The sequence below is a fragment of the Prosthecodimorpha hirschii genome, from assembly GCF_001305515.1.
Taxonomy (GTDB): Bacteria; Pseudomonadota; Alphaproteobacteria; order Rhizobiales; family Ancalomicrobiaceae; genus Prosthecodimorpha; species Prosthecodimorpha hirschii.
In genome coordinates this window covers 5500831-5513155 of sequence record NZ_LJYW01000001.1, presented here as the reverse complement: position 1 = coordinate 5513155, position 12325 = coordinate 5500831, and the positions used below count along the sequence as shown (strand labels likewise).

Here is a 12325-nt window from a genome sequence, read left to right as displayed (position 1 = left end):
CGGCTGTTGCCGACTTGGGAATCTCTCGGAGGGAGCGCTTCCTCTCAGAGCCGGTAGAGAATCTGGTCGGTCCAGAAGCGCGGCCCAAGTCGGCTGTTGCCGACTTGGGAATCTCTCGGAGGGAGCGCTTCCGCTCAGAGCCGGTAGAGAATCCGGTCGGTCCAGAAGCGCGGCCCAGGTCGGCTGTTGCCGACCTGGGAATCTCTCGGAGGGAGCGCTTCCGCTCAGAGCCGGTAGAGAATCTGATCCGTCCAAAAGCGCTCCAGCCGATGCAGCGACTTGTTGAGGAGCTTGAACTCGCCCGGACCGATGCCGCCGACCTGCTCGATCGAACGGATGTGGCGCTCGTAGAGCTTGTCGATCACCTTGGCGACCGTCTGCCCCTTGTCGGTCAGGCTGACGCGGACGGAGCGGCGGTCGATCCGCGAGCGCTCGTGCTTGACGTAGCCGCCCTCGACCAGCTTCTTCAGATTATACGAGACGTTCGATCCGAGATAATAGCCGCGGGTGCGCAGTTCACCGGCGGTCAGTTCGGACTCGCCGATATTGAACAGGAGAAGGGCCTGCACGGAATTGACGTCATCGCGACCCATGCGGTCGAACTCGTCCTTGATGACATCGAGCAGCCGCCTGTGCAGACGCTCGACGAGCGTCAGCGCCTCAAGGTAGAGCGGCTTCAGAGCCACGTCTTCCTCTGCATGCGCCAGCGCGTCTACCGCTCTTTTTGCATTGAGCATGGGAAATCGCCTCGCTGATGGTCTTTATTGCCGGCCGGTTCTCCGACCTTTGATGCTCAGACACTAGCGCTCTGAATCTAAAATCGCCTTAAGTCGTAGTCTAAAATTTCGGTAAAATGGAAGCACTGGGCATCGTACTAAATATCTTCTGAAAGTAACTATTCAAACTTGGTCTTTCTGGCTGATTCTCTCGACATTCGGCGAGATGCCGTTTGGGAAGGCATTAACGCTGGAGCCCTGCATCCGTCCCGCTGCGACGCCCCGGAAGCCCCCGAACCGCCCGTCGCAGAGCGTCGCAAGCGCCCGGCACGGACACCAACCGGACACCATACTCACTGTTCCGGCATACTCACTGTTCCGGCGTCGGGCCGACAGCCGAACGGGGCCGATGCGGTGCATCGACCCCGTTCAGGTCACCTTGCAAGACATTGATCTCAAAAGCCCCTTCGGGCCGGACCCGCGCCCGCACGGGCGGCGCGGCCGTCGGGCGCCCTGCCGGCAGGCGTCAAGCGCCTTGCAGCATGCGCACGATGCCGGAGAAGTCGACGCCGGCATGGCCGCCCTGGACATAGAGGCGGTAGAGCTGGGCCGCCTCCGCACCGAGCGGGGTGACGGCGCCGGCGGCGCCCGCCACGTCCTGCGCCAGCTTGAGGTCCTTCAGCATCATGGCGGCGGTGAAGCCGGGCGCGTAGCCGCGATTGGCCGGGCTGGTCGGCACCGGTCCCGGGACCGGGCAATAGGTGGTCAGCGACCAGCACTGGCCGGACGACTTCGAGGCGATGTCGAACAGCTTCTGGTGGTCGAGGCCGAGCTTGTCGGCCAGCGCGAAGGCCTCGCTGACCGCGATCATCGAAATGCCGAGGATCATGTTGTTGCAGATCTTCGCCGCCTGGCCGTTGCCGGCGCCGCCGGCATGGACGATCGTCTTGCCCATGCATTCGAGGATCGGCCGTGCCCGCTCGAAGGCCTCGTCGGCGCCGCCGACCATGAAGGTCAGCGTGCCGGCCGCCGCGCCGCCGGTGCCGCCCGAGACCGGCGCGTCGACCATGGCCATGCCGGCCTTGGCGGCCGCGGCGGCGACCTGGCGGGCCGCCTCTACATGGATGGTCGAACTGTCGATGAACAGCGTGCCCGGCGCGGCCCGCTCGATCACGCCGCCCGGCCCGGTATAGACCGCGATCACATGCGCGCCTTCCGGCAGCATCGAGACGACCGCATCGACGTCCGCCGCGGCCTCGCCGGCCGAGCCGACCACCGTGCCGCCGATCTCGGCGAAGCGCGCTGCCGAGGCCTCGGAAAGGTCGTAGCCCTTCACGGTATGGCCGGCCTTGACCAGATTGGCCGCCATGGGGCCGCCCATATTGCCGAGACCGATGAATCCGATGCGTGCCATGACGTGTTTCCCCCGTCCGCCCGTCAGCCGAGCGTGTTCATGGTTTGCCGCCGACGCTGGCGGCTGAGATGGTCCTCAAGCCGTTCCTCGCGCCAGGCGAGGAAGGCGAGGACCACGTAGACGACGACGGCGCCGACCTCGATCGCGGTCAGGACCGTGTTGCCGCCGTGCAGGTCCGAATAGGCCGTGTGCAGGGTGACCCGGATGGCGGTATTCACGCACCACAGAACGACGCCCCAGGCGGTCGCCATCCAGAGCCCGACGGACGCCACCAGATCGATCGCCGCGAAGACCGCGATGGCGTTCTTCACCGGCACGCGCTGGTCCATGAACGGCGTCGAGCCGAGATCGGTCGCGCCGATCACATAGGCCCAGCTCAGGATGCCGTAGCCGAGGATCGACAGGGCGAGCGCGCGCATGAAGAAGAGGCGTGCGCGGCGCCAGTTCAGGCGCGGCGGTTCGACCGACGCGGCCGGCGGCTTGTTCGTCGTCTGCTGGACCTGAGCCATGGTCTATCCGAATGTCAGGTCGCCCCCCGCGGGGGCAACGAAATGGGCCTCGATGTCGACGATGTCGATCTCTTCCGGATCGGCGGGTCGCCAGCGCGGCGCATTGTCCTTGTCGATGATCACCGACCGGACGCCCTCATAGAAGTCGTCGCCCTTCAGAATGCGCGAAACGATGCGGAATTCGAGGCGCATGCAATCCTCGAAATCGCGAGTCGCGCCCATCTGCATCTGGCGCAGCGCGATTTCGAGCGAGGTCGGCGATTTCGAGCGGATGTCGCGCGCGGTCGCGGCGGCCCAGTCGCCCGGGCTGGCGTCGAGCGCGGCCAGGATCTCGCCGACCGTCGGCCGGGCAAAGATGCGATCGATCTCGGGCATCAGGGCGGCCACCGGCGCCGGGCCGGGATCGGCGTCGAAGGCGGTCAGCAGCGGCAGCGGATCGGCCACTTCGGCGAGGTCGGCGGCGAGTTCGGCCAGCCGGGCGCGCGGCACGCAGTGGGTCAGGATGCCGGCGAAGCGGGCGTCGGCCTGACGCAACCGGCCGCCGGTCAGGGCGAGCCAGGTGCCGAGCCGGCCGGGACAGCGCGGCAGGATGTAGGTGCCGCCGACATCGGGGAAGAAGCCGATGCCGACCTCCGGCATGGCGAAGGCGGTCTTCTCGCTGCCGACCCGGTAGCGCCCATTGACCGCGATGCCGACGCCGCCGCCCATCACGATACCGTCGATCAGCGCGGTGATCGGCTTCGGATAGGCCCGGATCACGGCATTCAGCCGGTATTCGTCGCGGAAGAACTCGATCTGGGTCGGATCGCCGGCCCGGCCGAGGTCGTAGATGTGGCGGATGTCGCCGCCGGCCGAGAAGGCCTTCTCGCCGGCCGCCGTGAAGACCACATGGGCGATCGTCGGATCGTCGCGCCAGGCGTCGAGCGTCGCGCGGATCCCCCGGACCATGCCGTGGGTCAGCGCGTTGAGGGCCTGCGGGCGGTCGAGCTTGATGAAGCCGGCCTTGCCGCGTCGTTCGATGGCGAGATCGGTCGGTTCGGTATCGGTCGCGTCGGTCATGGTGGCGGTTCTAGCGTCCGATCAGGTCGCGCGCCACGATCAGGCGCATGATCTCGTTGGTGCCCTCCAGAATCTGGTGGACGCGCAGGTCGCGCAGATAGCGCTCGATACCGTAGTCGCGCAGGTAGCCGTAGCCGCCATGCAGCTGCAGCGCCTGGTTGACCACCTCGAAGCCGACATCGGTGGCGAAGCGCTTGGCCATCGCGGCCTGCCGCGTCGCCGCCGGATCCTTGGCGTCGAGCAGCACGGCGGCCTTGTGGACCATCAGCCGCGCCGCCTCCAGTTCGGTCGCCATGTCGGCGAGGCGGAACTGCAGGGCCTGGAACTCGGCCAGCTTGCGGCCGAACTGGCTGCGCTCCTTGGCGTAGCGCAAGGCCCGGTCGAGGCATTCCTGCGCGCCGCCGAGCGAGCAGGCGGCGATGTTGATGCGGCCGCCGTCGAGCCCGGCCATGGCGATGCGGAAGCCCTCGCCCTCCGCGCCGACCCGGTTGGCGACCGGCACGCGCGCGCCGTCGAAATTGACCATCGAGGTCGGCTGCGACTTCCAGCCGAGCTTCTTCTCCTGCGCCCCGAACGAGACGCCGGGCGTGTCCTTCGGGATCGCCAGGCAGGTGATCCCGCGCGGCCCATCCCCGCCGGTGCGCACCATGGTGACGTAGAGATCCGAGGCGCCGCCGCCGGAGATGAAGGCCTTGGAGCCGGTCACGACATAGTGGTCGCCGTCGAGCTCCGCGCGGGTGCGCAGCGAGGCGGCGTCAGAGCCGGCACTGGGCTCGGTCAGGCAATAGCTTGCGAACTGCTCCATGGCGGCCAGCCCGGGCACCAGCCGGTGGCGCTGCTCCTCGCCGCCGAAGCGGTCGATCATCCAGGCGGCCATGTTGTGGATCGAGATATAGGCCGTGGTCGACGGGCAGGCGCGCGCCAGCTCCTCGAAGATCACCGCCGCATCGAGCCGCCCGAGACCGGACCCGCCGACATCGTCGCGGATATAGATGCCGCCGAAGCCGAGCGCGGCCGCCTTGCGCAGGGTCTCGACCGGAAAGATCGAGCCCTCGTCCCATCGGTCGGCATGCGGCGCCATCTCGGCACTCGCGAAGTCGGCCGCCATATCCCGGATGGCGCCGGTCTCTTCGGAAAAGGCGAAGTCCAAGGGTCTCTCCCGGTCCCGACGCGTCTCGTGATCGCGGCCGAAGCTATGGACCCGGCCGGCGAGCGTCAATTGCCCGAGGGGACGGGGCTGGTGGGGACGGGGCTGGTGGGGGATATGGGCATCCGAAGTGGAGCGCCGCGCGCCAGGGCGCGGATTGACAGCCCCCTGTCGGGCGGGCGCCGATCCGATCAAAGGTCGAGCAGATTCTGCCATTGCCGCGCGCCGTGGACGACGCGCACGATCTCGGCATCGTGGCCGGCCACGCGATAGAGAATGAGATAGCGACCGGCCGGAAAGGTCCGCAAATCGGGCCTGATCTCCGGACGGGCAATGCCGCTTCCCGGCATGTCGCCGAGATTGCGGCAATGTCTCAGGATGTCATCGTACCAGCGCAGTGCGGCGGAGGCGTTGTCGCGGGCGATGAAGAGGACGACCGCTTCGATGTCGGCCTCCGCCTGCGGTGTCAGCCGGAAGGCCATCAGGCATCCCGGGATGTGCGCTGCGCCTCGAGCGCCTGCCGGATCCGGGCGAACGCCGCCTCGCCATCGGTCGCTTCGCCGCTGGCGAGCCCCGCGTCCCACAAGCGGCCCAGTTCGGCGACGGCCTCCGCCCGGTGCCTGCGGCGCCCCTGCCACTCGCGCAAGGCTTCCCGCATCACCTCGCTGGTCGAGGCGTATTCGCCGGATTCGACGACCTGCCGGACGGCCGCGACCATCTCGGGGGTCAGCGCCACGCTGATCTTCTCGACATTGGCCATGGGGCGTCTCTGCTCCATTTCGACGGTAGGCAAGCTTACCACCAACCGAACGCCTTCGGCCAGCCCGGATGGCCCCCGCAACGATTGCCGTCCCCTGCCCCGTCCCGGCATATCTGATCGTCGCCGCGCCTGCGCCCGATCGGGGTTCCCAAGGCGCGGGCGCCGGGCCACTCTGTCGGCCCCGCTTGGCCCAACCCCGGATTCCCCATGCAAGATTTCGTCGTCCGCGCCCTGGTCATGGGCGTCTTCGCCACGGCCGTGCTCGATCTCTGGGCCCTGCTCCTGAACCGGCTGTTCGGCTTCGGCCTGCCCAACTGGGCGCTGGTCGGGCGCTGGTTCGCGCATCTGCCGCGCGGGCGCTTCGTGCATGCCGACATCGCCGCCGCGCCCGGCTTCGCCAACGAACTGGCGATCGGCTGGATCATGCACTACGCGGTCGGCATCGCCTTCGCGGTCGCGACGCTGCTGCTCGCCGGCCCGGGCTTCGCCAAGGCGCCGACGCCCTTCTGGCCGCTCGTCGTCGGCTGGGTCACGATCCTGTGCGGCTGGCTGATCCTGCAGCCGGGCATGGGCGGCGGCATCGCGGCCTCGAAGCGTGCGAACCGGACCCAGATCCGGATCCTCAACATCCTCGGCCATACCGTGTTCGGCCTCGCCCTGTGGGCGGCGGCACTGGCCTTGGCGCGCGGGTAGCGTCAATCGCACCGCGCCATGATGGCCGGATTGTCATCCCCGTGACAGTGCGATCCGGCGGTTCGGCTAGAGTTTCCGCCATGAAGCCGGCCAATCGATCGGCTGGACACTCGGGGATGCGACCATGGCGAACGGTCTCGAACGATACGGCAATGTGCGCGGCGGCGGCTTCGTCGAGCTCCGGCCCGACGCCAACAGCGTCCAGGGCGAAACCCGCATCAAGCAGAAGGGCGACCGGCCCTTCTTCGGCAAGTTCGTGACCGCCTTCAAGTCGCTGTCGAGCCGGCATTCGACCACCGAGAAGCAGGCCAACCGCGCCGTCCGGCAGGACCTGCTCGACAATCTCGCCAAGGCGGACCGCGGCGTCGCCGCCCGCTATGCCGACCGGCTGGTCGGCGGGAACAAGGAGTCCAAGCCGCTGAGCGCCCGGCTGGTCCGCCAGATCATGGCCGAGGTCGGCCAGAACAAGGACAACTGGAACGCCGCCGCCAAGACCGAAGGACCCGGACGCAAGAAGGCGGTCGCCGAACAGCGCGACGGCATGGTCCAGGGCCGGTTCGACTGGCTGGCGACGGTCGCGACCCGCTTCCCCGGCCGCGTCGACGATTTCCGCGAAACGCTGGCGGAAGCGGTCGAGTCCGCCATGAAGACCGGCAAGATGACCCGGGACGAGGCGATCACCCACGTCGCCAAGAACCTCGCCGACCGCCTGCAGGACGAGCCGCCGCTGCCCGGCTTCGTGACCTTCGCGGGCGACAAGCCGACCGTGCCGGAGATCGAGGCCTCGATCCGCGGCAACCTCGCCGCCTATGAGAAGACCCTGCCGCAGTTCCCGGTCGACATCGCCCCGACCCAGGATCCGCTGGTCCTGGTCCTGCACGATCCGGAGGCCAAGCCCGAAAAGTCGATCCTCAAGCAGACCGGCCCGATCACGCCCGGCGAGATCCCGAACAAGAGCATCGCCGAATATACCCAGTTCCGTTCCGACGCCGAGAACGCGATCCTGGACGGGCTCGACGACCCGACCAAGCCGCTCGTCATTCCGGGCATCAGCGGCATCCTGCCGTCGATCGAGGACATGGCGCCGCAGAGCCTGAAGGACGCGATCGACCATCACAACCGCATGGTCGGCGACGACGGCGACACGATCTCGCTGTCCGATCTCCTCGGCCATCCGGGCATGGACATCTACGGGCGCTGCTTCAACCGCCTGAAGGAGTTGCACGAAAAGGCCGGCAACGACGACATCCCGTCGCGCGAGGAGGTCGAGAAGCTGATCAGCGGGGCGGTCCAGAAGGAACTGGACAACGGGCCGGTCAAGGGCATCGCGACCCATATCCTGGCCAATCCGAATCTGTCGCCGAAGGAACGCCAGGTTCTCCTCGCCGAGGTCATGGACCGCAACTCGAAGCTCTACCAGCACGGTCACAATATCGGACCGATCCCGATCGGCAAATATGTCCAGAACTATCTCGATCAGGCGGTGCGCGACTGACCACCACCCGACGCATCGGCGATGGGCGCCGCGGCGGGTTTCCCCCGGTGCCGGGTTTCCCCCGGTGCCGGGTTTCCCCCGGAGCCAAATCGGACTAGGGTCGCGGGCATCGCAAAACGGTGCCCGCGCACGCGGATCGGACGACGCTCGGCGGGCGATCGCCATTGACGTTCGGATCGTGCCACGCGGGCGCCCAGCCCGAGCCGAAACGCCGCCATGAACTACGAACAGCCCCGCCGCACCGCCGTCGACATGGAACCGATCCTGGCCGGCCGCCGCATGCGGCGCAATCGCCGGACCGACTGGTCGCGTCGGCTGGTGCGCGAAACCCACCTCACCGTCGACGACCTGATCTGGCCGATCTTCGTGGTCGACGGCGAGGGCCGGCGCGACGCGGTCGCCTCCATGCCGGGCGTGTTCCGGCATTCGGTCGATCTGGCCGTCGCCGAGGCCGAGAGGGCCGCCCGGCTCGGCATCCCGGTGCTGGCGCTCTTTCCCTATACCGATCCGGACCTGCGCGACGAAAGCGGGTCCGAGGCCCTCAACCCGGAAAACCTGATCTGCCGGGCGCTGCGCGCCATCAAGGCGGCGGTGCCGTCGATCGGCCTGATGACCGATGTGGCGCTCGATCCCTACACCAGCCACGGCCATGACGGCCTGCTCGACGGCGACACGATCCTCAACGACGAAACCGTCGCCCAGCTGGTGCACCAGTCGATCGTCCAGGCCGAGGCCGGCGCCGACATCATCGGCCCGTCCGACATGATGGACGGCCGCATCGGCGCGATCCGCGCCGGGCTCGATCGGGCCGGCCACATGGACGTGCAGATCATGGCCTATACGGCCAAATATGCCTCCGCCTTCTATGGACCGTTCCGCGACGCGGTCGGCACCAACAAGACGCTGCGCGGCGACAAGCGCACCTACCAGATGGATCCGGGCAATTCCGACGAGGCGATCCGCGAGGCCGAACTCGACCTCGCCGAGGGCGCCGACATGATCATGGTCAAGCCGGGCATGCCCTATCTCGACATCGTGCGGCGCCTGTCGGAGACCTTCGCGGTGCCGACCTTCGCCTACCAGGTCTCCGGCGAATACGCGATGATCCAAGCCGCCGCGATGAACGGCTGGCTCGATTTCGACCGGGCCATGATGGAGAGCCTGGCCGCCTTCAAGCGCGCCGGCGCCGACGGCATCCTGACCTATTTCGCGCCGGTGGTCGCCGAAAGGCTGAAGGCCGGGGCGTGAATATCGGCGGCTTCGCAGTCCGGGCCGCCGTCGTCCTGGTCCTGCCGGTATGGATCGGGGTCGCGGCCTGCGCCGATGTCGAGGCGGTGCAGCGGCGCACCTGCGAAAGCCTGCTGCCGGTGATCGAGCCGGCCGGCACGCGCATCACCATCCAGAAGACCGAACCCGATCCGCGCCGCGCCGGCAACGTGCGGGTCTTCTATCATGCCGAACGCCCCGACCCGGACGCGGTCTCGCCCGACCCGGTCGACGCCGCCATCACCTGCGCCTTCGGCGGCAGCGGCTTCGAGGCCGGCAAGGCGGACCTGATCGGCCTGGAGACGCCGGATGGCGTCCTCTCCGAAATCCGCCTGCAGATGCTGAAACGTTTCTGGCTGTCCGACCTCGGCGCCGTCTCCGAGGCCATGCGCCAGGTCGAATGGGCACCCGAGGCGCGTCCGGCCGGCCTCCTGGCGGTCTCGGGCGCGCACGGCTTCCTGCTGCAGCAACTGGTCAATGCCGGTGCGCCGTCGGCGCTCTACGCGCTGCTGGCACTGGCCTATTCCCTGGTCTACGGCCTCCTCGGCCGCATCAATCTCGCCTTCGGCGATCTCGCCATGCTGGGTGCCTATGCGACCGTGCTCGGCATCGCCGGCGGCCTGACGCTCGGCGCCGGCGCCCCGGGCCTGCTCCTGCCCTTCGCGCTCCTGTTCGCGATATCCGTCACGGCGGCCTGGAGCGGCGCGATCGGGCTCGGCATCTTCCGCCCGCTGGCCGCGCGCGGCGCGCAGCCGCTCCTGGTGGCGACCATCGGGGTCTCGCTGGCCCTGCAGGAATTCGTCGGCCGCGTCCAGGGCGTCAAGGAACGCTGGCTGCCGCCGATCCTGAACGAGCCGCATCTCCTGTTCGGCGGCGCCTACGAGGTGGTGGTCACCACCATGCAGATGCTGGTCGTCGGCGGCGTTTCGGTCGCGGTCTTGCTGGTGCTCGTTGGCATGCGTCGGTCGCGCTTCGGACGCGACTGGCGGGCGATGGCCGACGACGCCGCCATGGCGGCCCTGCTCGGCGTCGATCAGGATCGGACCCTGACCGCCACATTCCAACTGGCCGGCGCACTCGCGGCGGTCGCCGGCGTGGTCATCACCACGCTCTACGGCGGAACCAGCTTTCATATGGGCACGATCATCGGCCTCAAGGCCCTGGTCGCCGCGATCGTCGGCGGCATCGGCTCGCTGCCCGGCGCCGTCCTCGGCGGCCTGCTGATCGGCCTCGCCGAGACGCTCTGGTCGGCCTACCATCCGATCGTGTGGCGCGACGCCGTGATCATGATGCTGCTGGTCGTGTTCCTGGTGCTCCGCCCCGAGGGCCTGTTCGGCACCCGTGCGGCGCTCGAGGAAAAGAGCGCAAGGCCGTGATCGATATCCGGACGATTGTCTCGACCGGTAGGAAGACCCTGTCTATTAAGACCGTGATTTGGCGCCCTTCACTTGGTTCCAACAGAAGCCGAACGGCGGACTCATGCTAGTGTCCTTCCACAAGGCGTAGGCAGGCGATGAGAAGCAGGCAAGGTTCCGAAGGACCCGAGCGGACCGACACGATCGTGGCAGCCGATGGCACCGTGCTGACGCGCGGCAGTCGGCCGTTTCTTGTCACGCATTTCCATCTCACCGAGGAAGTCATGCTTCCGGGCTTCTATCCGGAAGGCGGCGGCGAGAGCATCCACGAAGACACCGATTTCGACGTCGTCGAAGCCGCCCTGTGGGCACTCCGTCGGCGATACGCCAACCTGCCGGACCAGGACCCCACGATCCGACACGCCCCGCGGCCGGCTGGTTCCGCGCCGGGCATGGCGGCAAGGGGACGCCCGAACCGCCTCGGCAAGTTGATCCGGCATCCGAAAACCGGTGCCTACATCTCTGGCAAGATTGCCAGATCGATTCGTCCCTCCCGGTGGCGCGGCGGCGAAGGCCGGCGTCAGGGATAGCGGAGCCCCCATGCATCGCCCCACACTCGAAGACATCCAGGATGCCCAGCGGCTGATCGAGGGGGCGGTGATGCGCACGCCCTATCTGCCGGCGCCGCGGCTGTCCGACCTGACCGGCGCCCGGGTCTCGGTCAAATACGAGAACCTGCAGGTCACCAACGCCTTCAAGGAACGCGGTGCGCTGGTCAAGCTCCTGTCGCTGAGCGCCGAGGAGCGCCGGCGCGGCGTGATCGCCATGTCGGCCGGCAACCATGCCCAGGCGGTCGCCTATCACGCGACCCGGCTCGGCATTCCGTCGACCATCGTGATGCCGAAGACGACGCCGCATGTGAAGGTGACGGCGACGCGCGGCTTCGGCGCCCGGGTGGTGCTGAAGGGCGAGACGGTCGCCGACGCGCAAGAAGAGGCCGAGCGAATCGCAGCCGAGACCGGGGTCGTCTGGGTCCACCCCTATGACGATTTCGATGTCGTGCGCGGGCAAGGCACGATCGCGCTCGAAATGCTCGCCGACGATCCGGATATCGACATCCTGGTGGTGCCGGTCGGCGGCGGCGGGCTCGTCTCCGGCATGGCGATCGCCGCCAAGGCGCTGAAGCCCTCGATCGAGATCGTCGGCGTCGAGACGCAGCTCTATCCGGCCATGTGGTGCGCGCTGAAGGGTCTGCCGATCAAGGTCGGCGGCACGACCCTTGCCGAAGGCATCGCCGTGCGCAATGTCGGCGCGCTGACGCTCGACATCTGCCGCGACCTGCTCGACGAGGTCGTGCTGGTCGACGAGGTCCATATCGAGCGGGCCGTGAACGCCTATCTGACGCTGCAGAAGACCATGGCGGAGGGGGCGGCCGGCGCCGGCCTTGCCGCGCTGATGACCACGCCGGAGCGGTTCCAGGGCCGCAATGTCGGGCTCGTCTTGTGCGGCGGCAATATCGACCCGCGCATCCTGGCCTCGATCATGGTCCGCGAGCTCGCCCGCGAGGAGCGGATCGTCGGCATCCGGCTGATCATCCCGGACCGGCCGGGCGTGCTCGGCGAGATCGCCACCATCATCGGCGACATGGGCGGCAACATCCTGGCGGTCGAACACCACCGCACCATCCTGAAAGTGCCGGCCAAGGGCGCGACGCTCGATGTCGCCTTCGAAACCCGCGACGGCGGCCACGCCAACGAGATCATCGCGGCGCTCGAATCGCGGGCCTTCGTGGTCGAGCGGCGCGAGGCCCCCGACGAATTCTGAGATCTCCGGGAATTGGCGCCGCCGCGGCCACTTTCTCGCCGGCCGCGGATCTGTATGATTGTCACGAATGGAGCCGCTTCGGATCGT

13 protein-coding genes are annotated in these 12325 nt (G+C 68.0%); 6 read left to right on the top strand and 7 right to left on the bottom strand.

All coding sequences use genetic code 11. The annotated features are described in order from the left end of the window. Positions 1-224: 224 nt before the first annotated feature. The 7 genes from ldtR to ABB55_RS24165 all read right to left on the bottom strand — a co-directional run bounded on the left by ldtR (position 225) and on the right by ABB55_RS24165 (position 5605). Positions 225-737 carry a transcriptional regulator LdtR gene (gene ldtR, locus ABB55_RS24195; RefSeq protein WP_054361109.1) on the bottom strand — a complete coding sequence of 171 codons (513 nt, stop codon included), beginning with the start codon at positions 735-737 and terminating at the stop codon, positions 225-227. A 505-nt stretch (positions 738-1242) separates the two neighbouring features. Beyond that, positions 1243-2130 carry a 3-hydroxyisobutyrate dehydrogenase gene (gene mmsB / locus ABB55_RS24190; protein ID WP_054361108.1) on the bottom strand — a complete coding sequence of 296 codons (888 nt, stop codon included), beginning with the start codon at positions 2128-2130 and terminating at the stop codon, positions 1243-1245. A gap of 23 nt (positions 2131-2153) precedes the next feature. Then, positions 2154-2639, bottom strand: coding sequence for a DUF6163 family protein (locus ABB55_RS24185; RefSeq protein WP_054361107.1), 486 nt, complete (start codon positions 2637-2639; stop codon positions 2154-2156). Between the two features lie 3 nt (positions 2640-2642). After that, the gene (locus tag ABB55_RS24180; protein ID WP_054361106.1) at positions 2643-3698 is read right to left on the bottom strand and encodes an enoyl-CoA hydratase/isomerase family protein; all 1056 of its coding nucleotides are present in this window, start codon (positions 3696-3698) and stop codon (positions 2643-2645) included. A gap of 10 nt (positions 3699-3708) precedes the next feature. Further along, positions 3709-4848 (bottom strand): acyl-CoA dehydrogenase family protein, encoded by a 1140-nt coding sequence (locus tag ABB55_RS24175; protein ID WP_054361105.1) that lies wholly within the window; start codon positions 4846-4848, stop codon positions 3709-3711. 188 nt (positions 4849-5036) lie between these two features. Then, positions 5037-5327 (bottom strand): type II toxin-antitoxin system RelE/ParE family toxin, encoded by a 291-nt coding sequence (locus ABB55_RS24170; RefSeq protein ID WP_054361104.1) that lies wholly within the window; start codon positions 5325-5327, stop codon positions 5037-5039. Then, entirely contained in the window at positions 5327-5605 is a 279-nt protein-coding gene (locus tag ABB55_RS24165; protein WP_054361103.1) for a type II toxin-antitoxin system ParD family antitoxin, read from the bottom strand. Before ABB55_RS24165 ends, ABB55_RS24170 begins: the two co-directional genes overlap by 1 nt. Before the next feature lie 207 nt (positions 5606-5812). Here ABB55_RS24165 and ABB55_RS24160 point away from each other — a divergent pair, with 207 nt between their 5' ends. The 6 genes from ABB55_RS24160 (at position 5813) to ABB55_RS24135 (ending at position 12238) form a co-directional block, all read left to right on the top strand. Continuing rightward, positions 5813-6298 carry a DUF2938 family protein gene (locus ABB55_RS24160; protein WP_054361102.1) on the top strand — a complete coding sequence of 162 codons (486 nt, stop codon included), beginning with the start codon at positions 5813-5815 and terminating at the stop codon, positions 6296-6298. Positions 6299-6422: 124 nt separating this feature from the next. Continuing rightward, positions 6423-7793, top strand: a complete 1371-nt coding sequence (locus ABB55_RS24155) for a hypothetical protein (protein WP_054361101.1) — start codon at positions 6423-6425, stop codon at positions 7791-7793. Positions 7794-8009: 216 nt separating this feature from the next. Next, complete coding sequence (hemB, locus tag ABB55_RS24150) at positions 8010-9041, top strand: porphobilinogen synthase (protein ID WP_054361100.1); 1032 nt, start codon at positions 8010-8012, stop codon at positions 9039-9041. Beyond that, positions 9038-10435, top strand: coding sequence for a branched-chain amino acid ABC transporter permease (locus tag ABB55_RS24145; RefSeq protein ID WP_054361099.1), 1398 nt, complete (start codon positions 9038-9040; stop codon positions 10433-10435). Before hemB ends, ABB55_RS24145 begins: the two co-directional genes overlap by 4 nt. A 185-nt stretch (positions 10436-10620) precedes the next feature. Beyond that, entirely contained in the window at positions 10621-11004 is a 384-nt protein-coding gene (locus ABB55_RS24140) for a hypothetical protein (protein WP_054361098.1), read from the top strand. 10 nt (positions 11005-11014) lie between these two features. Next, the gene (locus ABB55_RS24135) at positions 11015-12238 is read left to right on the top strand and encodes a threonine ammonia-lyase (RefSeq protein WP_054361097.1); all 1224 of its coding nucleotides are present in this window, start codon (positions 11015-11017) and stop codon (positions 12236-12238) included. Positions 12239-12325 lie beyond the last annotated feature (87 nt).

Bases quoted from the DNA above. Each gene is read 5' to 3' on its own strand.
- ABB55_RS24185 (WP_054361107.1), bottom strand. From the start codon at position 2,639: ATGGCTCAGGTCCAGCAGACGACGAACAAGCCGCCGGCCGCGTCGGTC.
- ABB55_RS24180 (WP_054361106.1), bottom strand. From the start codon at position 3,698: ATGACCGACGCGACCGATACCGAACCGACCGATCTCGCCATCGAACGA.
- ABB55_RS24135 (WP_054361097.1), top strand. From the start codon at position 11,015: ATGCATCGCCCCACACTCGAAGACATCCAGGATGCCCAGCGGCTGATC.
- ABB55_RS24155 (WP_054361101.1), top strand. From the start codon at position 6,423: ATGGCGAACGGTCTCGAACGATACGGCAATGTGCGCGGCGGCGGCTTC.
- ABB55_RS24170 (WP_054361104.1), bottom strand. From the start codon at position 5,327: ATGGCCTTCCGGCTGACACCGCAGGCGGAGGCCGACATCGAAGCGGTC.
- hemB (WP_054361100.1), top strand. From the start codon at position 8,010: ATGAACTACGAACAGCCCCGCCGCACCGCCGTCGACATGGAACCGATC.
- ldtR (WP_054361109.1), bottom strand. From the start codon at position 737: ATGCTCAATGCAAAAAGAGCGGTAGACGCGCTGGCGCATGCAGAGGAA.
- mmsB (WP_054361108.1), bottom strand. From the start codon at position 2,130: ATGGCACGCATCGGATTCATCGGTCTCGGCAATATGGGCGGCCCCATG.
- ABB55_RS24160 (WP_054361102.1), top strand. From the start codon at position 5,813: ATGCAAGATTTCGTCGTCCGCGCCCTGGTCATGGGCGTCTTCGCCACG.
- ABB55_RS24165 (WP_054361103.1), bottom strand. From the start codon at position 5,605: ATGGCCAATGTCGAGAAGATCAGCGTGGCGCTGACCCCCGAGATGGTC.